The organism is Xanthomonas cissicola (genome assembly GCF_008801575.1).
GTDB lineage: Bacteria > Pseudomonadota > Gammaproteobacteria > Xanthomonadales > Xanthomonadaceae > Xanthomonas > Xanthomonas cissicola.
In genome coordinates, this window is the sequence record NZ_VZPL01000007.1 from 88,808 (window position 1) to 106,797 (window position 17,990).

The 17,990-nt window shown below is 64.4% G+C and carries 21 protein-coding genes and 1 tRNA gene; 10 read left to right on the plus strand and 12 right to left on the minus strand.

Annotation, left to right across the window (positions count from 1 at the left end; translation table 11 throughout):
• Positions 1–22 precede the first annotated feature (22 nt).
• Positions 23–98 (plus strand) — tRNA-Thr (locus F7R02_RS04910).
• A 10-nt stretch (positions 99–108) separates the two neighbouring features.
• On the opposite strand, the gene F7R02_RS26640 is transcribed toward F7R02_RS04910, so the two are convergent.
• From F7R02_RS26640 to F7R02_RS04960, 10 genes are all read right to left on the minus strand, one after another.
• The gene (locus F7R02_RS26640; protein ID WP_154666353.1) at positions 109–270 is read right to left on the minus strand and encodes a hypothetical protein; all 162 of its coding nucleotides are present in this window, start codon (positions 268–270) and stop codon (positions 109–111) included.
• Between the two features lie 26 nt (positions 271–296).
• Complete coding sequence (locus F7R02_RS04915; protein ID WP_005917950.1) at positions 297–629, minus strand: hypothetical protein; 333 nt, start codon at positions 627–629, stop codon at positions 297–299.
• A complete protein-coding gene (locus F7R02_RS04920; RefSeq protein ID WP_016850778.1) occupies positions 626–1,342 on the minus strand; it encodes an RHS repeat-associated core domain-containing protein in 717 nt (238 codons plus the stop codon). Before F7R02_RS04920 ends, F7R02_RS04915 begins: the two co-directional genes overlap by 4 nt.
• Positions 1,342–2,361 carry a transglutaminase family protein gene (locus tag F7R02_RS04925; protein ID WP_232350739.1) on the minus strand — a complete coding sequence of 340 codons (1,020 nt, stop codon included), beginning with the start codon at positions 2,359–2,361 and terminating at the stop codon, positions 1,342–1,344. The genes F7R02_RS04920 and F7R02_RS04925 overlap by 1 nt, the downstream gene beginning before the upstream one ends.
• 46 nt (positions 2,362–2,407) lie before the next feature.
• The gene (locus F7R02_RS04930) at positions 2,408–3,367 is read right to left on the minus strand and encodes a site-specific integrase family protein (protein WP_033484862.1); all 960 of its coding nucleotides are present in this window, start codon (positions 3,365–3,367) and stop codon (positions 2,408–2,410) included.
• Positions 3,368–3,885: 518 nt separating this feature from the next.
• Complete coding sequence (gene tmk / locus F7R02_RS04935; RefSeq protein WP_033484861.1) at positions 3,886–4,569, minus strand: dTMP kinase; 684 nt, start codon at positions 4,567–4,569, stop codon at positions 3,886–3,888.
• Positions 4,570–5,006: 437 nt separating this feature from the next.
• Positions 5,007–5,549 (minus strand): GTP-binding protein, encoded by a 543-nt coding sequence (locus tag F7R02_RS04945; RefSeq protein ID WP_003486615.1) that lies wholly within the window; start codon positions 5,547–5,549, stop codon positions 5,007–5,009.
• Entirely contained in the window at positions 5,546–6,463 is a 918-nt protein-coding gene (locus F7R02_RS04950) for a hypothetical protein (RefSeq protein ID WP_033484860.1), read from the minus strand. Before F7R02_RS04950 ends, F7R02_RS04945 begins: the two co-directional genes overlap by 4 nt.
• A 96-nt stretch (positions 6,464–6,559) precedes the next feature.
• Positions 6,560–6,919: a roadblock/LC7 domain-containing protein gene (locus tag F7R02_RS04955; RefSeq protein ID WP_003486613.1), complete on the minus strand. Its 360-nt coding sequence runs from the start codon at positions 6,917–6,919 to the stop codon at positions 6,560–6,562.
• 63 nt (positions 6,920–6,982) lie between these two features.
• Positions 6,983–7,435: a roadblock/LC7 domain-containing protein gene (locus F7R02_RS04960; protein WP_005927742.1), complete on the minus strand. Its 453-nt coding sequence runs from the start codon at positions 7,433–7,435 to the stop codon at positions 6,983–6,985.
• 320 nt (positions 7,436–7,755) lie between these two features.
• Between F7R02_RS04960 and rocF the strand changes: the two genes are divergently transcribed.
• From rocF to F7R02_RS04995, 7 genes are all read left to right on the plus strand, one after another.
• Positions 7,756–8,679, plus strand: a complete 924-nt coding sequence (gene rocF / locus F7R02_RS04965; protein WP_078590422.1) for an arginase — start codon at positions 7,756–7,758, stop codon at positions 8,677–8,679.
• A 106-nt stretch (positions 8,680–8,785) separates the two neighbouring features.
• Complete coding sequence (locus tag F7R02_RS04970; protein ID WP_003486606.1) at positions 8,786–8,938, plus strand: entericidin A/B family lipoprotein; 153 nt, start codon at positions 8,786–8,788, stop codon at positions 8,936–8,938.
• Positions 8,939–9,012: 74 nt separating this feature from the next.
• The gene (locus F7R02_RS04975) at positions 9,013–9,147 is read left to right on the plus strand and encodes an entericidin A/B family lipoprotein (RefSeq protein WP_078590423.1); all 135 of its coding nucleotides are present in this window, start codon (positions 9,013–9,015) and stop codon (positions 9,145–9,147) included.
• A gap of 226 nt (positions 9,148–9,373) precedes the next feature.
• On the plus strand, positions 9,374–9,583 hold the full coding sequence (locus F7R02_RS04980; protein ID WP_003486601.1) for a CsbD family protein: 210 nt from the start codon (positions 9,374–9,376) through the stop codon (positions 9,581–9,583).
• A gap of 167 nt (positions 9,584–9,750) precedes the next feature.
• The gene (locus tag F7R02_RS04985; protein ID WP_078590435.1) at positions 9,751–11,040 is read left to right on the plus strand and encodes a tryptophan--tRNA ligase; all 1,290 of its coding nucleotides are present in this window, start codon (positions 9,751–9,753) and stop codon (positions 11,038–11,040) included.
• Positions 11,041–11,168: 128 nt separating this feature from the next.
• Entirely contained in the window at positions 11,169–12,113 is a 945-nt protein-coding gene (locus tag F7R02_RS04990) for an MBL fold metallo-hydrolase (RefSeq protein ID WP_078590424.1), read from the plus strand.
• A gap of 230 nt (positions 12,114–12,343) precedes the next feature.
• Entirely contained in the window at positions 12,344–13,996 is a 1,653-nt protein-coding gene (locus tag F7R02_RS04995; protein ID WP_425478547.1) for a M28 family metallopeptidase, read from the plus strand.
• Positions 13,997–14,323: 327 nt separating this feature from the next.
• Here F7R02_RS04995 and F7R02_RS05005 read toward each other — a convergent pair whose 3' ends face one another.
• The gene (locus tag F7R02_RS05005) at positions 14,324–14,797 is read right to left on the minus strand and encodes a Rap1a/Tai family immunity protein (RefSeq protein WP_033484856.1); all 474 of its coding nucleotides are present in this window, start codon (positions 14,795–14,797) and stop codon (positions 14,324–14,326) included.
• A gap of 75 nt (positions 14,798–14,872) precedes the next feature.
• On the opposite strand from F7R02_RS05005, the gene yedA reads away from it, so the two are divergent.
• Positions 14,873–15,769, plus strand: coding sequence for a drug/metabolite exporter YedA (yedA, locus tag F7R02_RS05010; protein ID WP_003486588.1), 897 nt, complete (start codon positions 14,873–14,875; stop codon positions 15,767–15,769).
• Positions 15,766–16,674, plus strand: coding sequence for an EamA family transporter RarD (gene rarD / locus F7R02_RS05015; protein WP_078590426.1), 909 nt, complete (start codon positions 15,766–15,768; stop codon positions 16,672–16,674). Before yedA ends, rarD begins: the two co-directional genes overlap by 4 nt.
• 78 nt (positions 16,675–16,752) lie before the next feature.
• Here rarD and F7R02_RS05020 read toward each other — a convergent pair whose 3' ends face one another.
• Positions 16,753–17,868 (minus strand): alpha/beta hydrolase family protein, encoded by a 1,116-nt coding sequence (locus tag F7R02_RS05020; RefSeq protein ID WP_078590427.1) that lies wholly within the window; start codon positions 17,866–17,868, stop codon positions 16,753–16,755.
• Between the last annotated feature and the right edge of the window lie 122 nt (positions 17,869–17,990).

Genomic DNA, 17,990 nt, shown 5'->3' on the forward strand with positions numbered 1-17,990 from the left:
TGAGCAAGAGAAGTACGACATCGCCGCTTTAGCTCAGTCGGTAGAGCAACTGATTTGTAATCAGTAGGTCGTCCGTTCGATTCGGACAAGCGGCACCATCCCTCGTAGTCAGCGCCCCTTCGCGCTGCTCTTTCTGGACTTCGGCTGGAGCCCGGCCGCGCGCTGCTCCAGGCATTCGTTCCCTGGCCAGAGCGGCGTTAGGGGGCTTTGCAATTCGCGTTGCAGCAGTTGTAACCACTCGTGAGGGTAGGCTTTCAGGTCGGTAGCCATGGCCAAGCGAAAATGTAGAGGCGGCTTTAGTTAGCAGCCTTTCGTCGGACTGACAGAAAAGTGAACGTCGCCAAGAAGTGGATCACCGGGAACAGGGTCACGTAGATGTCGGCCCCTGGACCAAGACGCAGGCGATGGGGAACGAACCCCAAGCCACATGCGGCCAGACCGGAAAGAACGACAATGCCAGTAAGTGTGGTTCTGACTTGGGCACTGAACGCATTGAGGTACATGGCCAGGAACCACAATGCGCCGAACACGCCATACACGAGGATTTCTTGATCCTTCGTGTAAAGGAAGATCTGGGCGAGGTAGAGCGCCAGGGATAGCAATAGAGCGATGGGAGCCAGCGCTTTCATGGCTGCTGGGTCCTCCGCGTGATCTCTTCCGCACTCTGAGACCACACTTCCCTGGACTGGTTGTTCTTGGGGTCAAAGGCGCGTTGCAGGAAAGAGTCACCCTCGCCATACGTAATGATGTTCTGGGCACCGCCAGCTCCGGACTCCGTCGTTCGCAGCACGATGCCCCAGGTCGCGGCATGGTCGCCGGTCGTGACATTCAACACTGCATTGCCGCCGTTTTGGAGCGGTACTTGGTACGACATCACGTTGTCCTGTCCCGTGAACCTGCTGATCGCGTTGTTAGCGTTCACGTCGATCTTGTTGCCCTGCAAAGTGGCGGGCTGGTTCTGCATGGGGGTTGGGTTGTTGACTAACTGATTGTTCAACCGCTGGCCATAAGGGGCATCACCACTACCGGCCGAATCAGAGAAACGGTAGACGTGGTGGAAGGTGGAATCCTGCGGGCTGATACTCGCGGGAAAACCTTCTGGCCTCGGGAAGTTCACGGTGGGCAAGCCGCCGCCAATCGGCACCAACTGGCAGGTGTTGCCGGCGCACTTAATATCGCGGCCATCGGGGTCAACGAACTTGTAGGGGTTGTTCGCTGCGTAGGAGTAGCGATTGAAGCTGGCACCCGTGTTCGGATTAGCCTTCACGGGATCGGTCGAGGCATGAGCGGTGGTAGCCACCAATGCTATCGACAGCACACTACCCGTCAGAATTGCGCGCATCACGATCCCGCTTGGCCCTTGTCTTTCATGTTGTTGAAGTGGTGCAAGTAGCGCTGCCTTTCCGCCGGTCCCCACTGACGCCAGCCCAAGGACTCGGCCTTTTCGTACCAGGCCAAGTTTTGCTTACTGTAATCCAGATACTCGGCGCGAAGCTCCAAAGGTATCTGTTCTGCCTTCGGATACTTAGCCTTGAACCGCTGTTCGATGAGCAGGTAGTACGCATCCCCACGAAATGTCATTGCGTTGACATCCTTAGGGTTGACTGCAAGGACCAGGTCGCTCGCCGCAAACATGCGTTCGGCCTGCTTCATCTCCCGGTAGTGGGGCAATAGGGAAGCGGTTGCAAACAGGGCCACCGTTTCCCGTTGCGAGAAAGGGCGGAGGAACGTGTCGTTGCGCGTCGCCTCGGGTGGAATGCTCATGGCCTGTTCGTAGCCACTATCCGGATGGAACAAGGCACTGGTGGCCTCGAAATTCGTCCACTGGCCCTGTTCTTCGTCGCCGTATTTGACGATCAAGTGATACGGCGCCGTGGTCATGGTCAATGGCAAGCCCAGCCGCTGGCCGATGACCAAGAAGGCGATCGGCATGATGACGCACTGGCCCTTGCGGGTGGCGAAGTAGTGCGACAGCAAGCCCTTCTTTACGTCTTGGCCGAACGGGTCGGTGTAGTCGTAGCCGAATGGTCGATGGTCATTCCAAGGACCCGGCTCGTAGAGTGTCGAAATGAGCAGGTTCATCTTGACCTTGTTCGACGCACCGGCTGGAAACCTGGCCCGCGCCTTCGCTGCCCACTGATCGACCTCGCGCAACGTAGCGTCAGGGTCGATGGAAGGATCAATCATTCGGTCGATCGCGACCTTGGCGCTTGCCAAATCGATAGAACCTTCTGGCTGCAGCAGCAGGAGGCGTAGCGTTGTTTCCTGGGGAGTGGACGTGGTCGCCCAGGCTGATGCAGCCATGAGCGCCAGGCACAGGCCCAGCACCCTTACGAATCGCCAGCAGACATTTCGCCCCATCGCCCCTCCTTGACGAACTCACTGTATCTCTAGTCACTGGCTCGCTCTAGAGGGAGCCATCGCTGCCGTGGCCGTAAGTAGTCGTTGTTCCTGACTTGTTCGGCCTTAATAAGTTCATCAGGTAGGGCGTCTTGCGTCTCACGTCGTCGGCGTTCGTCTCGCGGTGCGCCAGTAGGTCGGAGAGCGCCGACGACAGCGGCAGGTCGAACTTCTTGGCGCTGCCGCCCTTGGGGTTCGGGACGTGAAGACAATCCTCGCCGAGGTTCGCGCGCTTCGCCTCGCATGAGGCCGTCCGGCGCATGCCCGACAGCAGCATGAAAAGTTGCAGGTCACGGCGAACAGGGTTGCCCAGCGACAGCACCGCCTTGCCCCAAGCTCTGAGCTTCTCGGGACTGGCGTCTACCTCGCGTCGGCGTATCCCGTTCATGTCCACGTTGCCTATGGGGTTGGGTGGCAGGTCCGGGAACTGCCGCAGGGCACGGTTGTAGACTGAACGCAGCACCCGCATGGTGTTGTCGCCCGAGGTGGCGCCACTCCTCTCGGTGATCCGACGGTGACGTTCGCGCACGCCCTGACGATCAGCACCGATTTCGGCCAGTGGCTTGTCGAGCCAGCCTTTGAGGTAGTAGGTGACGTGGTACTCGTAACCGCTGCGGGTCTTGTCGGCCAGCCGCCGAGAGTTCAGATGCAGATCTAACCCCTCACGCAGGGTGATGCCTCGCGCCCGGGCCTTGCGTCGCTCCTGGTTCGGGTTGGTGCCGCCCCGCATGCCGACCAGCGTCTGCCGGGCGGCATCGCGGGCCTGCTTGGCGTCCATCGCTGGATGGTCGCCAAGCTTCGTCTTGAGTTGACGCCCGTTGACGAGGGACTGGACGTAGAAGCTGCGCTTGGTGGGGGTGACTATGAGATAAAACCCCCTCATCTCGGTGTCGGCGTACAGGACCGACTTGCCCGGCTCGGGCCGGGTTGCCCTCTCGACGAGGGACTGGGTGATCTTCGACTTCATGTTGGCTCCAGGTAACGGGGCCACGGCTCGGACACGATTTCGCACCACAAGGTGCCGTGTTCAGACATGCCGTTTGTGCACCTGAAGCCTCATTAAGTCGCGGTTTTTCCTCAGTGTAAGCGGCCTCAGACCATCCGATTTCAAATCATGGCACGCTGTCCGCATGCCGACTTGTAAGCATTAGGTCCCCAGTTCGAATCCGGGTGTCGGCACCATCTTCGATCCATGCAGACGTGGCAATCACGGTCGACGTTGCTGCAGCCCGAGCACGCGATGCGGTGTGGGATTTGCATCAACTCATTGCCAAGCACGATGGCGCGTTGCTTGCCGCCATCTGTCCCAACAGACGGTAGCGTGCTCAGCGTTGTGTGAGCGGGCGTATGCGTCGCACTCCGATTCCGAGCGCGCTACCCATGCTCGCCTGAAGGCTGCTCGCATCGTTTTGGTAGCCGCTTCAAGTGGCTCGCACCATGTCACGTACATCGCGCGATGTTGATCGCGCGATGCGAGGTGCAGCATCAGGCCGGGCGGCCGGCCGAGAGCAGTTCCAGCGCGGCCTTTCCGGTGTCTGTATGTGCTGCATCGCCGCTCAGTCGGTCGGCCAATGCGGTCACGATGATGGCGTGGGCCTGGCGCAGCACGCTGTCGGCATCGGCGCTGGCGTCCACCACGTGTTTGCCGGGCAATTCCAGCGCGGCAAAAATCGTGCGGCAGCGTTCCAGGTTGTCCTGGGTTTCGAAGTGGTTGGGCGCATCGCCGCGGGCGCGGATACGGGCCAGGCCGGTGGGCGGGGGAAGGTCGAGCAGCAGCAGGACGTCCGGGCGCGGCGCGAAGGCGTTGCGCTCCAGGAGTTCGTCCAGCGGCAGACCGGCTGCGCCCTGATAGGCCACCATCGACGGGAAATAGCGGTCCAGGATGACGATGTCGCCGCGTGCCAGCGCGGGCGCGATCAACGTGTCCACGTGTTCGCGGCGGTCGCGGATGAGCAGTTCGGCTTCTTCCTCTGCACTCAGGCGGCCGGTGGCGGCGGACTGGCGCAATTGGGTGCCCCATGGGCCGTTGGTGGGCTCCTTGCTCAGCACGACGCGCGCGCCGGCGGCGTCCAGGGTGGCGGCCAGGCGGCGGGCGAGTGTAGTCTTGCCAGCGCCGTCGATGCCTTCGATGGCGATCAGCAAGCCGCCGGGCTTCAGTTCGATTGTCATCGCGCTACTTTATCTGATCGTGGCGATGGACCCTACCGCCAGCAGCAATGGCGAGCATGCAGTCTTCGCGACACCTGCGCTGGCGAAAATCAGCCGCAGGAGCATGTGGGATACGCGACGGCAACGCGACGGGGGTGAAGCCGAAAGATCTGAGGCGCGCCGTGGCGGATATTGCCTAACTCTTATCGCCGGTATGTCCTGCGCGATGTCGGAAATGTCCCGATATCCTGGCTTCTAGCCGCGGGCCATACTGAACAAGTCAGACACACTGCACACGCACATCGCGACTGAGTCGTGTTTTTGGCTTCAAGGAAAACGGACGCGTCGCCGCCACCCTAGAGGCGGCATCCCCCGCGTGACGCCCTCTCAGGCACCGTCGTGACCAGATTCCTTGTCTTGCTTGCCGTGCCCAGCGCCCGCGCCAGGCGCGCTTTCGATCAGCTGGTCGCCGAGGTGTAGCGGTAGGACAGCAGCGATTTCACCAGGAAGGTGATCTGGGTGGCCGAGCGCGCATCCACGCGCATGACCGGCACGCGGAAGCCTTCGGCCACCAGGGCTTCGCGAAAGGGCGGCACCAGGAAATCCTCGACTTCATCGGTCATGGTGATGCCCACCGCCAAGCTGGCCTCGGGTGCGATCTGCGAAAACTCGCGCAACAACTCCAGCGTGGCTGTGAGCATCTGCGGGTCGCGTGCGTTGGTCAGCACGATCACACCCAGCGCACCGTCGCACACCAGCGGCCACATGAAATCCAGGTATTTCTGGCCTGGCACACCGTAGACATGCAGCAGCTCGCCGTCTTCCAGCTCGATCGAGCTGTAGTCCAGCGCGACGGTGGTGTAGGTCTTGTCGCCGTACGCGTCCTGGCTGAGCGGCATTTCGGTGCTGACCGGCTCCACATCGGAGATGGAGCGCACTGCGGTGGTCTTGCCGGCGCCCATGCCGCCGACGAACACCAGCTTGTTGGCTGGAAGACTCATGACTGCCCCTGGAAGAGGGAAAGGCCGAACCGACGTGCGACCCAGGAAAAGAACCGCGTGTTTCCGCCGTCTGGGCGACGCTGCGTTGCAGGCACGGGAATCTCCGCAGTCTGGGCGAGGCCGCTGGCAAGTGCAGCGGCGAACAGGCATTCCACCGTTTGCAGCGGCAGCTTGCAAGCATTGGCCAGCGCCTGCGGGCGCCAGGGGCGTGCATGCAGGTGGGCAATGGCCAGCAACTGGGCTGGCGAACTGGTTTCTGCAGTCAACTCCGGCCACTGGCGCAATTGCAGCGCATGCCCGGGTTCCACTGCCGGCAGCGCCTGGCGCAGATGCTCGGGCAGGGCGAAAAACAGCGCTTCGAAGGAAATGCGTTGGGGTAACGCGGTCGCGGCAAGGTCGGGCACGACGTGCCAGCCCGAGCGGTCCAGCGCGGCGATCACCTCCGCCAGCGCCACGCCAGCCGGCAACTGCACGCAACCATTGCTCGGGTCCACACGCACGTGCAACTGCGCATGCTGCAGCGTCACTGCGCCGGCACCGAATTCGCCGCGGCAATACCGCAGCAGCAATGCCGGCTCCGCGACCGGGGTGGCGTGCGGCGAGGACAACAGCAGGCGCATGTGTTCGTTGAGTTCGCGCACGGTGGCGCCGTGCTTGATCCACGCGCCGGCCATGGGCGTGCGCGACACCACCAGCACACGCACCGGTTGCCCCTGCAATGCCTGCCAGGCGGCCAAGCCATCGGCGCTGTCCAGGCCCAGTACCACCACATCGGCTGCGTGCTGCGGCCATTGGCCCAACTGCACGTCGATGCGTTCGGCGAGCAGCAGCGAGCACGCCAGTTTCAGGCGTGTGGTGTGCAGCAGGTCCAGGCCGGCCGTGGCGACCCGCATGGCGTTGATGGGTGTGGTCATGAGCTGGCGCGGTGGCGGCGCATTGGATGACGAGATGCCTGCCGGTCAGCACCGGCAGGCTGGATCAGGCGATGCGCTGGCAGCGCGCCGTCGGCATCAACCGAAATCGAGGGTCTTTTCGAACGCCTTGAGCTCGTGGCGGGCCATGGCCAGGTTGGCCTTGGCGCGGTCCAGCACCACATACAGGAACAGCGTGCTGTTGCTTTCAAGTGGGCGCAGCAAATGGTACTGGCGTGCAAGCGTGATCAGGATGTCTTCGATGGTGTCGTTCAGGCCGAGCTGTTCGGCGATACGGCGCTTGGCGCGCACCACTTCGGTATTGCCGGCCGCCGCCAATTCCAGGTTGAGCTCGGCACCGCCGGTCATGCCCAGCGCCATGCCGCTGTCGCTATCGACCAGCGCCGCGCCGACGAAGCCAGCCAGCGAATGCAGGTGTTCCAGATTGAGTTTTGACACGTGTGGTCCTTACAAACGATGAGGAATGGGTGCCTTGCGGCATGCACGAACAGTGCCAAGTGCTCAGCCTTGCGTCGGCGTCAACACGGTGGCGAGGCGGCCGGCGCAATCGCGGGCATTGAACAACAGCGCAGCGGCATTGATGTCGCTACTGCCCACTGCGGTGAGCGTCAGCGGCTTGTCGGCGCGGATGCGGATCAGCACCAGCTGCCCGACGCGCGTGCTGATGGTGGCGTAATCGGCCTCTTTCAGGCTGGATTCGCGCGCCAGGGTCTCGCCCAGGGTCAGGAACGAATTGGCCATCGCGGCGAGCCGGCGACTGTCCACATCCAGGCTGGAACGCTCGGTAATCGCACGCCCGTCGGCAGTGGAGAGCATCAACAGACGGATGCCCGGCTCACGTTCGATGGTCTGCGCAAATTCGTGACCGATGCGCTGCAGATCGTAGAAATGCAATGCCCGCGGGACTTCGCCTACGGCAGCCTTGACGACCTGGTTGACGGCGTTGTGCGGCATGAAACTCCCCCTGTTGCGTGATGGCCCGAGCGCGTACGTGCGTGGTGTGCCGCGCCGGGCGGCGCACCATACCACCCGGATCCGAGCAGGCTGTCACGCTCGCCCGTGATGCTTAACTGGGCGGTCAGACAGGCAGAATCGGCAAAGTCCGGTGCGCCACAAAGTGCCCTGGCACGTCACGATAGCGGCGCGAGGAGGCAGATCTAAACCTCGCGTTTGCTCGCACTGTTCAGTACGGGCGACATGTGTGCTGCGCTGCCGCGCGTCACTGTGCGGGCGGGCAACTAGACTGCACGGCCTTATCGTGACTGGAGCAACGCATGGCAACGCAGTACGTGCCGGTTTCCCTGATTGGCGTCCCCACCGACATCGGCGCGGGCCACCGCGGTGCGCGCATGGGGCCGGAGGCGCTACGCATCGCCGGCCTGCAGGAGGCGCTGGTCGGCCGCGGCGTGGAGGTGCGCGATCTGGGCAATCTGGATGGTCCGCGCAATCCCTGGCAGGCGCCGCAGGCCGGCTACCGGCATCTGGACGAAGTGGTGGCGTGGAACCAGGCGCTGATGGACGCTAGCTACGCCGAACTGCGTGCCGGGCGCATGCCGATCATGCTCGGTGGCGACCATTGCCTGGGCATCGGCTCGATCACGGCGGTGGCCAAGTACTGCCGCGAGCAGGGCAGGCCATTGCGGGTGCTGTGGCTGGATGCGCATTCGGATTTCAACACCAGTGAGGTGACCCCTTCGGGCAACGTGCACGGCATGCCGGTGGCCTGCCTGTGCGGGCTGGGCCCCGAGGCGCTGACGCATCTGGGCGGCAGTGCGCCGGCGTTGTTGACCGAGCAGGTGCGGCAGATCGGCATCCGCTCGGTGGACCCGGAGGAGAAGCGGCTGATCAAGCAGCACCGCATCGATGTGTACGACATGCGCTACATCGACGAAGCCGGGATGAAGCGCACCATGGAAGCTGCATTGCAGGACATGAGCGCCGATACGCACCTGCACGTGAGTTTCGATGTGGATTTCCTCGACCCCAGCATCGCGCCGGGCGTGGGCACCACGGTGCCCGGTGGCCCCAACTACCGCGAGGCGCAACTGGTGATGGAGATGATTGCCGACACCGGGCGCATGGGGTCGTTGGATATCGTCGAACTCAACCCGGTGCTGGACAACCGCAACGCGACCGCCGAACTGGCGGTGGATCTGGTCGAAAGCCTGTTCGGCAAGTCGACGCTGATGCGGGATTGATGCCGTACCGAGCGCACCGCGACGCGTTCACATCAAATCAACGGCCGCGCAGTCAGATTTGGCGCCAAGCCAGGTGCGCTGGCACCGTATTGAACGAGGACGAGCGATGAAGCGACTGCTGACACTGATGGTGCTGGGCCTGTTTTCGGCCGGCGTGATGACGGGCTGCAACACCGTGGCCGGCGCCGGCAAGGACATGCAGGGTGCGGGCAACAAGGTCGAGAAAACGGCCGAAAAATGCAGCGACGGTAAGTGCTGATCCGTCACATCGCGTGGTCTTGTTGAATTGATCGATCTGCGGCAACGCGCCGCTTTACCCATGAGGAGTGTGTTATGAAGCGTGCAATTGTGCTGCTGGTGCTGTTGATGTTGTCGGTGGGAATGCTGGCGGGTTGCAACACCGTCGCAGGTGCCGGCAAGGACGTGCAGGGCGCTGGCGAGAAGGTGGAAGACGCAGCGCGTAAGTAATCCGACGCTGCATGCAAAAAGACGGGCCGCAAGGCCCGTTTTTTGTGCGCGCTTACGTGGAAGGCGCGGCGCGACACATGCACGGCGTGCGAGTAAGACCCTCGATGGGGGTGGGCAACGGTTCAGTGCGGTGATCGGCGGTTTGACACCTTTTGATCCAGTGCCAACGCCCGCGTGGGCACGCTGGCGCCACGGTCAATCGCGACCGCACCAGCGGAGTCAGCGCATGAACAGTGACATCATTTCCGGCAAGTGGACCCAGTTGAAGGGCAAGGCCCAGGCGAAGTGGGGCGATCTTACCGACGACGATTTCAAGGTTGCCGAAGGCAATGCCGAATATCTGCAGGGCAAGCTCCAGGAACGCTACGGCTGGGATCGCGACCGCGCCCAGACGGAAGTGCGCGCATTCGAAAAGTCGCTGCGCGACGACACCTGATGGTGCACCAGTCTGCCGCCGGTTGAGGCGAGCAGCTCGCAGACGACGGGCCGCCTGGTGCGGCCCGTTCTGCGTTGGAGCGTCGAACCAACTCCCCGGCCTCTGCAGCGGTGGCAAAAGTGCGGAACCGCTAAACTTGGGGGCTACCCCATCCTGGCATGACGTCGATGACCACCCGTGTCCTTACCGGCATCACCACCTCCGGCACCCCGCATCTGGGCAATTACGTGGGTGCAATCCGCCCGGCCATCCAGGCCAGTGCAGGCGCCGATGCGGAGAGCTTCTATTTCCTGGCCGATCTGCATAGCCTGATCAAGGCGCAGGACCCGGCACGCACGCAGCGTTCGACACTGGAAATCGCCGCCACCTGGCTGGCCTGCGGCCTGGACCCGGACAAGGTGTGGTTCTACCGGCAGTCCGATGTGCCCGAGACCACCGAGTTGATGTGGTTGCTGACCTGCGTGGCCAGCAAGGGCATCCTCAATCGCGCGCATGCCTACAAGGCGGCGGTGGACAGGAACCGCGCCGATGGCGAGGACGAGGATGCCGGCGTTACCGCAGGCTTGTTCATGTATCCGGTGTTGATGGCGGCCGATATCTTGATCTTCAACGCGCACCAGGTGCCGGTGGGGCGCGACCAGATCCAGCACATCGAAATGGCACGCGATTTCGCGCAGCGTTTCAATCATGTCTATGGGCGCGACTTTTTCACCCTGCCCGAAGCGGTGATCGACGAGCAGGTGTCCACCTTGCCGGGCCTGGATGGCCGCAAGATGAGCAAGAGCTATGGCAATACCATTCCACTGTTCGCACCGCGCGAGGAATTGCGCAAGCTGGTGTTTTCCATCCTCACCGATTCGCGCGCCCCGGGCCAAGCGAAGGACACGCAGGGGTCGGCGTTGTTTCAGCTGTATCAAGCATTTGCCACGCCGCAGGAATCTGCCGCCTTTGCGCAGGCGTTTGCCGACGGCATCGGTTGGGGCGATGCCAAGCAGCAGGTGTTCGAGCGGATCGATCAAGAGATCGCGCCGCTGCGTACGCGCTACGAGGGCTTGATTGCAGAGCCAGCCAGGATCGAAGCGATTCTGCGCGCCGGTGGTGCACGTCTGCGCGCGCGCTACGCCACCCCGCTGCTGGCCGAGTTGCGCGACGCGGTGGGCCTGCGCGATCTGTCCAGCCAGGCCGCCACCGCGGCGGTGCAGGCCAGCGAAAAGATCGCACTGCCGGTGTTCAAGCAATATCGTGAAAGCGATGGCCAGTTCTACTTCAAGTTGAACGATGGCGCGGGTGCATTGCTGCTGCAGAGCGATGGCTTCGCGTCGCCACGCGATGCCGGACAGGTGATCGCGCGGCTGAAACAGGCCGCGCAGGCCAGCGATTTGCAGCTGCCGGGCGTGCATGCGCAAGTGGATGCCGACGTGGTTCTTGCTGCGATGGACGCCTTGCGCGAGGCGTGACCTGCGCTGCGCAGCAGGCGTAGAGGTGGACGATCGCGGTGCGTAAGCTCGTGCCTGTGGCGACATGCACGACAGCGACGCCAGGCCTGGGCCTACACTGCAGTTCTTACAGCCGCCGCGGGGTGCGAATGACAGCGACAGCCGAGTTCAACATCCACACCATCGATACCGGCTTTGGTGGCGTGCAATTCGATGTGGCGTATCTGGTCGTCCAAGCGCAGCGGGCTGCCCTGATCGATTGCGGTACCTCGCTGTCGGTACCGCAGATGCTGGCCGCCGTGCAGGCGGCCGGGTTGTCGCCAGCGCAGGTGGAGTGGTTGATCCTGACCCATGTGCATCTGGATCATGCCGGCGGGGCAGGAGCGTTATTGCGGCATTTGCCCCATGCGCAGGTGCTGGTGCATCCGCGCGGTGCGCCGCATCTGGTCGACCCCACGCGGCTGATTGCCGGTGCCACCGCGGTGTATGGCGAGGCGGACATGGCGCGCAACTACGGCATCATCGAGCCGGTGCCGGCCGAGCGTGTGGTCGCGGCGGACGAGGGTCATACCGTGATGCTGGGCGAGCGCGTGCTGCGCATCATCGAGACGCCTGGACATGCACGCCATCATCTATGCGTGTGGGATGCGCGCAGCCGCAGCTGGTTCACCGGCGACACCTTCGGCCTGTCGTATCGCCAATTGGACAGCGCGCGCGGCGCGTTCATTCTGCCGACGTCTTCGCCGGTGCAGTTCGAACCCGAGGCCATGCTGCAGTCGATCGCGCGCCTGATGGAAGCCGCACCGCAGGCGATGTATCTGACCCATTACGGCCGTGTCACCTCGCCAGAACCGTTGGCGCAGGCGCTGGACGAGCAGATTCATGCGATGACCGACATTGCGCTGGGCTGCGCGCAGCGTCCGGACCGGCATCGCTGCATGGTGGCGGCATTGACCGCGTTGTATCTGGAGCGCGCACGCCAACATGGATGTCGGTTGGACGATGCCGCCGTGGAGCGACTGCTGACAACAGATATCGAGCTCAACGCGCAAGGGCTGGGCTGTTGGCTGGATCGTGCGGCGCGTACGGGTTAGTACAACCTTGGCCGCCGAACGAGGGACCTTCTGCGGCATGCCGTCTTTACGGCGTGTCCTGCGATGGTGCGTGGATGGGGTGCATTACCGCTCAACCGAAGATCGTCCACGCGTCGCCACGCGTGCAGTCCATCCGATCGAACGCAATTTCGCATCGTGGCGCTCCGGCGTTGGCTGCACGCTTGTAAACTATGTGTCATCTACCGTTGCAAGGCCTCACCGTGAATCCGATGCGTATCCTGCTGTTGTCTGCCTGCCTGTTTGTGGGAGGTGTGGCGCAGGCCGCCAACGATCTGCCGGGCGGCGGCATCGATGCCGAGGCATTGTCGCGTCACGTGCGCTTGCTGGCGTCGGACGAATTCGAAGGGCGCGCGCCGGCCAGCGCCGGTGAGCAGCGCACGGTCGATTACCTGGTCGAGCAGTTCAAGGCGGCCGACCTGGAGCCAGGTGGCGAGCAGGGCGGCTGGACCCAGGCCGTGCCGCTGGTGCGCGCGCAGGTGGATGGCCCGGTGCGCGCAAGCCTGCGCGTCGGCGGCAAGACCCAGGCGCTGGTCAATGGCAGCGATGTGACCCTGCAAAGCCTGCGTCCGCAGCAGGCGGTCGCGTTGAAGAACGCGCCACTGGTCTTCATCGGTTACGGCATCAGTGCGCCAGAGCGCCAATGGGACGACTACAAGGGCGTGGACCTGCGCGGCAAGATTGCGGTGGTGCTGATCAACGATGCCGATTTCGAATCGCCGCAGCCGGGCGCATTCGACGGCAAGGCCGTGACCTATTACGGCCGATGGACCTACAAGTACGAAGAGGCGGCGCGGCGCGGTGCGGCCGGGGTGTTGATCGTGCACGAGACAGCGCCGGCGGCGTATGGCTGGGGCACGGTGCAGAGCTCGGGCATGTCGCCGTTGTTCGACATCGAGCGCAGCGATGCCGATGCCCGCGCGCAGCACGTGCCGGTGCGTGGCTGGATGCAGCGTGCGCTGGCGGTGTCGTTGTTCAAGCAGGCCGGCCTGGATTTCGAACAGGCCAAGGCACGTGCGCAGCAGCGCGACTTCGCGCCTGTGGCCCTGGGCGATGCGACGTTGTCGGTGGATTTCAAGCTCAAGCGCGAGCGTGTGGTGACGCATAACGTGGTGGCCAAACTCACCGGCAGTCAGCATCCGGATGAGACGGTGATCTTCTCCGCGCACTGGGATGCGTTCGGGATCGGCAAGGCCGATGCCAGTGGCGATGCGATTCGACGCGGCGCCGTGGACAACGCCACCGGCGTGGCCAGCGTGCTGGAACTGGCGCGCGTTTTCGCAGCCGGCCCCAAGCCGCAGCGCACGTTGTATTTCATTGCCTTGACTGCCGAAGAAAAGGGCCTGCTCGGCGCCAACTACTACGCCGCGCACCCGCTGGCGCCGTTGGACAAGACCGTGGCCGTGCTCAACATGGAAATGTTCAGCCCCGATGGTCCGACCCGCGACATCGCCTCGTGGGGACGTGGGCGGGTGTCGCTGGAAGGCGACCTGGAAACCGCCGCCAAGGCGCGTGGTCGCAGCTATTCGCCGGACCCGAATCTGGAAGCAGGCTTCTTCTACCGCGCCGATCATTTTGCGTTCGCGCGCATGGGTGTGCCGGCGATCACCGCCGGCCCCGGCCTGGACATGCTCGACGGCGGCGTCGCGGCAGGCAAGGCACTGCGCGAGACGTATTTCGCCGATTGCTATCACCAGCCGTGCGATCGCTGGACCCCGCAATGGGATGCCAGCGGCCATGCCGCCGACACCACGCTGGTCTACGACGTGGGCGTGGCGCTGGCCAATGGCCGGCAGTGGCCGAGCTGGCAGGATGGCTCTGAATTCAAGGCGATCCGTGCCAAGAGCGATGCGGTGCGCAAGTAAGCGCGCAGGAGCGAGAGGGGACCGCGCGCTCGATCACGGGCTGAGAGCAGCGTCCAAGACGACTGCGCTGATCGCCAGAAGAGCGCAGCTGGACTCCATGCGGCGTGTGCGCTCGTACACTTGGGATCCTGCACGCTGTCCATGCGTATCGAATGACTGCGCGCTACGCCAAGCGAACGCAACCGTTGCTCGGTGGCATGCACTTGCTTGTGCGTGCGCGCCGTCCACGCTCATCAGGCAGCTGCTCGGGACGTTTGTCGTCGCGCGGTACAAATGCTGGCGTTGTGGTCAACGCCATGGCATTGAACGACTGCGTATAGGCGTGCCCTACAGCTTGGCGGCATTGGCTGAATTGCCGCCGCCGGCACGCGTGCTCTTGTCGCCGCCGCTGCACGGATAGCGCCTTGCCAGCGCCTGGACGATCAAGTCAGGTGCGGCTTGGTCCTGGCGTGTATCGGGCAGCGCGCCGATATCGGCGATGACCGCCTGCAGATCGGGCGAGCCGGTGTTGCCTGCAGGCATGCACCAGCCGGTGCGATAGCTGGCGCTGGCGACGCCGAGCAGATACGCACCGGCGCGGCTGGCCGAGACAAGCACCTTGAACTCGCGTTGCTCTGGCGCGGTGATTTCTGGCGCAAGCGATCCGTCCAGTCCGGCTTCGATCAGCTTGCGGCCGCTGAGTTCCCACGGCTCGGGTGCGCGCGCCAATGCCGTGGCGGACGTTGCAAACAAGGCGGCCAGGGCCAGCCAGCGAAGAGGGCACTGCATATGCACGCTCGGATGCGGTGGGAAGTGCACCATAGCGCGACCGAGGTGCGGCGTGGGCTTTGGCATGTGCTCTAGAATTGAAGGTTCCGCTGCACTGGCACTGTTCCGATGTCTTCCTCTCACGATGCTGCCGCGCCTGCGCGCAGCGGGTTAGTCGTTCTCGCCTTGTTGCTGGTCTACGTGGTGTGGGGCTCGACCTATCTGGCGATCCGATTCGCGCTGGAAGGTGGCGCGCAGCCGCTGACGATGGTGTCCGGCGCGCGTTTCATCGTTGCTGGTAGCGTGCTCTACAGCGTGCTGCGCTGGCGCGGCGTGGCGGCGCCAACGCGTGCGCAGTGGAAGAACGTGGCGCTGATGGGGGCGGCGTTGCTGCTGCTCGGCAACGGCATGGTGGTGCTGGCCGAGCGCAGCGTGTCGTCCGGGCTGGCCGCGACCGCGGTGGCCTCGGTGCCGTTGTGGATGGCCTTGTTTGGCGCCTTGCGCGGGCAGCATGCCAGCGGCGGCGAATGGCTGGGCATCGTGATCGGCTTTCTGGGCGTGGTGTGGCTCAACGCCGGCAGCAGCCTGACCGCGACGCCGGGCGGCCTGGTGTTGTTGCTGATCGCACCGATCGGCTGGGCATTCGGGTCGGTGTGGTCACGCGGGCGCGATCTGCCTTCGCCGTTCATGACCGCCGCCGGACAGATGCTGTGCGGCGGCGTGTTGCTGGTCAGTACCGGCCTGCTGATCGGCGAGCGCCCGCAGGTGTGGCCGAGTCCGCAAGGACTGCTGGCGGTGGCGTACCTGTGCGTGTTCGGCTCGATCGTGGCGTTTACCGCCTACGTGTGGCTGCTGCATCACGTGCGCCCTGCGCTTGCCGGTAGCTACGCCTACGTCAACCCGGTGATTGCGGTCAGCCTGGGCGCCTGGCTCGGCCACGAGCGCTTCAGCGCGCAGGACATCGGTGCGATGGCGGTGATCCTGGCCGGCGTGCTGGTGGTCACCTTCGCCAAGGCGCGGCGATGAGCGCGGTGTCGTCGCAGGAAGCGCGCCGCGGATTGTTGATCACCGCCTCCACCTTCGTGCTGTGGGGGCTGGTGCCGGTGTACTGGCATCTGCTCAAGGCGGTGCCGTCGCTGCAGATCATCGCCCACCGCATCGTGTGGAGCACGGTGCTGGTGGTGGCCTGGCTGCTGGCGAGCTCGGGCCTGCGCTGGTGGCGCAGCATCGCTGCGCAGCCCCGCGCGCTGCGCATGCTGGCCGGCAGCAGCGTGGCGATCGCGTTCAATTGGGGCCTGTACATCTGGGCGATCAACGCCGGGCATGTGATCGAGGCCAGCCTGGGGTACTTCATCAACCCGCTGCTGAGCGTCTTGCTGGGCGTGCTGGTGTTGAAAGAGCGCCTGCGCCGCGTCCAGTGGGTAGCGGTGGCCTGCGCCGCAGCGGGCGTGCTGTGGCTGACCATCGATGCCGGCGCGCCGCCGTGGATTGCCTTGGGACTGGCGGTGTCCTTCGGTATTTACGGGCTGCTGCGCAAATTGGTGGCAGTGGATCCGGTGGCCGGGCTGGGCGTGGAAAGCGTGTACCTGTTCGTGCCGGCGTTGCTGCTGGCGGCGTGGGGCGAGCAGGGCAACGGCGGCGCGTTCCTGAGCGGCTGGAGCCTGCGGACCGATGCGATGCTGATCTTCGGCGGCGTGGTGACGGCGTTGCCGTTGATCGGTTTCGCCTACGGTGTGCGGCGCATTCCGCTGTCGTTGGTGGGCATCCTGCAATACATCGCGCCGAGCCTGCAGTTGCTGCTGGGCGTGTGGTTCTTCCACGAGCCGTTCGATCAGGGACGCGCGATCGGCTTCGCCGCGATCTGGGTGGGTTTGCTGGTGTTTGTCGGCGACAGCGTGGTGCGTTCGCGGCAGCCGGTGGTGAGGCGCTGAGTCAGCGCGACACCGCACGCAGTGCGTGTGGCATTCATCGGGGCGATTGCTTCGCGTCAGCGTGCGCGATTGCCGCGCTCAACTGCGCGGCGGCGCCAACGGGCTGGCCACTGCCAGCGTGGACGCGGGCAGCGCCTGCGGTGCAGGGCAATGGCTGGGGTCTTGTTGCACCTGTTCCAGCCATTGGTCGACGGGCCCACCGAGCAAGTCCAGCCGTAGTGGCAGGCTCAAATGGTTTTCGCCAGGCAGTTCGAGGTAATGCGCACGCGCGCTGGCCACGGCCAATGCACGGCCATGCGCCACTGGAATGTGCTGATCGGCATCGCCGTGCAACAGCAGCACGCAGCTGCGCGTGTCGGCCAGGGCGTGCGCGACGTCGACACGGTCCAGGTCCAGCTTGAGCTGGGTGTCGGCCGCTGCAATCACCGCGTCGATATTCTGGTCGGCATAGCGCCAGCGTGCATACGCCGCCACCGCCCGCCCACGCCACCCGTGCGGCTGGCTGGCGAGCAGGTGCGGCACCATGTCGCGGATGCCGCGCCCGGCATTGGCGAAGGACTCCATCGCCACCACGCCGGTTACGCGCGGGCCGAGTTTGTCGGCCGTGAACAGCGCGGTGGCGGCACCGTAGGAAATGCCGAACAGATACAGCGGGCCGCGGATTTCGCCGCGCGGCTGCAGGGCGTCGAGCACATCGATGACGTCGTCGGACTCGCGCGTGCCGTAGCCGGACGGCCCGCCGCCGGAATGGCCATGGTTGCGCAGGTCGATGGTGACCACGCGGTAGCCGGCCTGCGCAAGCTGCAGCGACCAGGGCAGCAGTGAGTCGCCATCCATCATCCAGCCGTGCAGCAGCACCACCGTGCCGCGCGGCGCTGGCGGCTTGGCAGTCGGTGCCTTGAAACTGAAATCCACATCCAGCGCATGCGCCGGGTCGGTGCGCTGCCCCATGTAGCGATAGTGCATGGCGTACTGGCCGGGGTCGATCGCGCGCCAGAAGATCGGCACGCCATCGCGCGTCACCACATGCCCGCTGCGGTTGGGCACCGTGGCGATGGTGGCGGCGATGCGTTCTTCGTCCAGCAGCGGCGAGGTGCCACCGGGCGCAACCAGGCGCTCGCTGAGCGAGCTCGAAGAAGAGGAGCAGCCGGCCAGCCACAGGCAGGCGCAGACCAGCACAAGCAGGCGCGTCATGGCGATCGATCGTTGGAGCAAACGGCCGAGCAGGCTACGGCCTGCCCAGCCCGCGCATCTACCGCACTGCGGTGACAAAACCATGACAGCCTGCAATACGTTCAGCCGCCGCCGCAGCCGCA

Bases quoted from the DNA above. Each gene is read 5' to 3' on its own strand.
- tmk (WP_033484861.1), bottom strand. From the start codon at position 4,569: ATGACAATCGAACTGAAGCCCGGCGGCTTGCTGATCGCCATCGAAGGC.
- F7R02_RS04995 (WP_425478547.1), top strand. From the start codon at position 12,344: ATGCGTATCCTGCTGTTGTCTGCCTGCCTGTTTGTGGGAGGTGTGGCG.
- F7R02_RS05020 (WP_078590427.1), bottom strand. From the start codon at position 17,868: ATGACGCGCCTGCTTGTGCTGGTCTGCGCCTGCCTGTGGCTGGCCGGC.
- yedA (WP_003486588.1), top strand. From the start codon at position 14,873: ATGTCTTCCTCTCACGATGCTGCCGCGCCTGCGCGCAGCGGGTTAGTC.
- F7R02_RS04915 (WP_005917950.1), bottom strand. From the start codon at position 629: ATGAAAGCGCTGGCTCCCATCGCTCTATTGCTATCCCTGGCGCTCTAC.
- F7R02_RS04930 (WP_033484862.1), bottom strand. From the start codon at position 3,367: ATGAAGTCGAAGATCACCCAGTCCCTCGTCGAGAGGGCAACCCGGCCC.
- F7R02_RS04980 (WP_003486601.1), top strand. From the start codon at position 9,374: ATGAACAGTGACATCATTTCCGGCAAGTGGACCCAGTTGAAGGGCAAG.
- F7R02_RS04950 (WP_033484860.1), bottom strand. From the start codon at position 6,463: ATGACCACACCCATCAACGCCATGCGGGTCGCCACGGCCGGCCTGGAC.
- F7R02_RS04985 (WP_078590435.1), top strand. From the start codon at position 9,751: ATGACCACCCGTGTCCTTACCGGCATCACCACCTCCGGCACCCCGCAT.
- F7R02_RS04945 (WP_003486615.1), bottom strand. From the start codon at position 5,549: ATGAGTCTTCCAGCCAACAAGCTGGTGTTCGTCGGCGGCATGGGCGCC.
- F7R02_RS04975 (WP_078590423.1), top strand. From the start codon at position 9,013: ATGAAGCGTGCAATTGTGCTGCTGGTGCTGTTGATGTTGTCGGTGGGA.
- F7R02_RS04990 (WP_078590424.1), top strand. From the start codon at position 11,169: ATGACAGCGACAGCCGAGTTCAACATCCACACCATCGATACCGGCTTT.
- F7R02_RS04970 (WP_003486606.1), top strand. From the start codon at position 8,786: ATGAAGCGACTGCTGACACTGATGGTGCTGGGCCTGTTTTCGGCCGGC.
- F7R02_RS04960 (WP_005927742.1), bottom strand. From the start codon at position 7,435: ATGCCGCACAACGCCGTCAACCAGGTCGTCAAGGCTGCCGTAGGCGAA.
- F7R02_RS04925 (WP_232350739.1), bottom strand. From the start codon at position 2,361: ATGGGGCGAAATGTCTGCTGGCGATTCGTAAGGGTGCTGGGCCTGTGC.
- F7R02_RS04920 (WP_016850778.1), bottom strand. From the start codon at position 1,342: ATGCGCGCAATTCTGACGGGTAGTGTGCTGTCGATAGCATTGGTGGCT.
- rarD (WP_078590426.1), top strand. From the start codon at position 15,766: ATGAGCGCGGTGTCGTCGCAGGAAGCGCGCCGCGGATTGTTGATCACC.
- F7R02_RS05005 (WP_033484856.1), bottom strand. From the start codon at position 14,797: ATGGTGCACTTCCCACCGCATCCGAGCGTGCATATGCAGTGCCCTCTT.
- F7R02_RS26640 (WP_154666353.1), bottom strand. From the start codon at position 270: ATGGCTACCGACCTGAAAGCCTACCCTCACGAGTGGTTACAACTGCTG.
- rocF (WP_078590422.1), top strand. From the start codon at position 7,756: ATGGCAACGCAGTACGTGCCGGTTTCCCTGATTGGCGTCCCCACCGAC.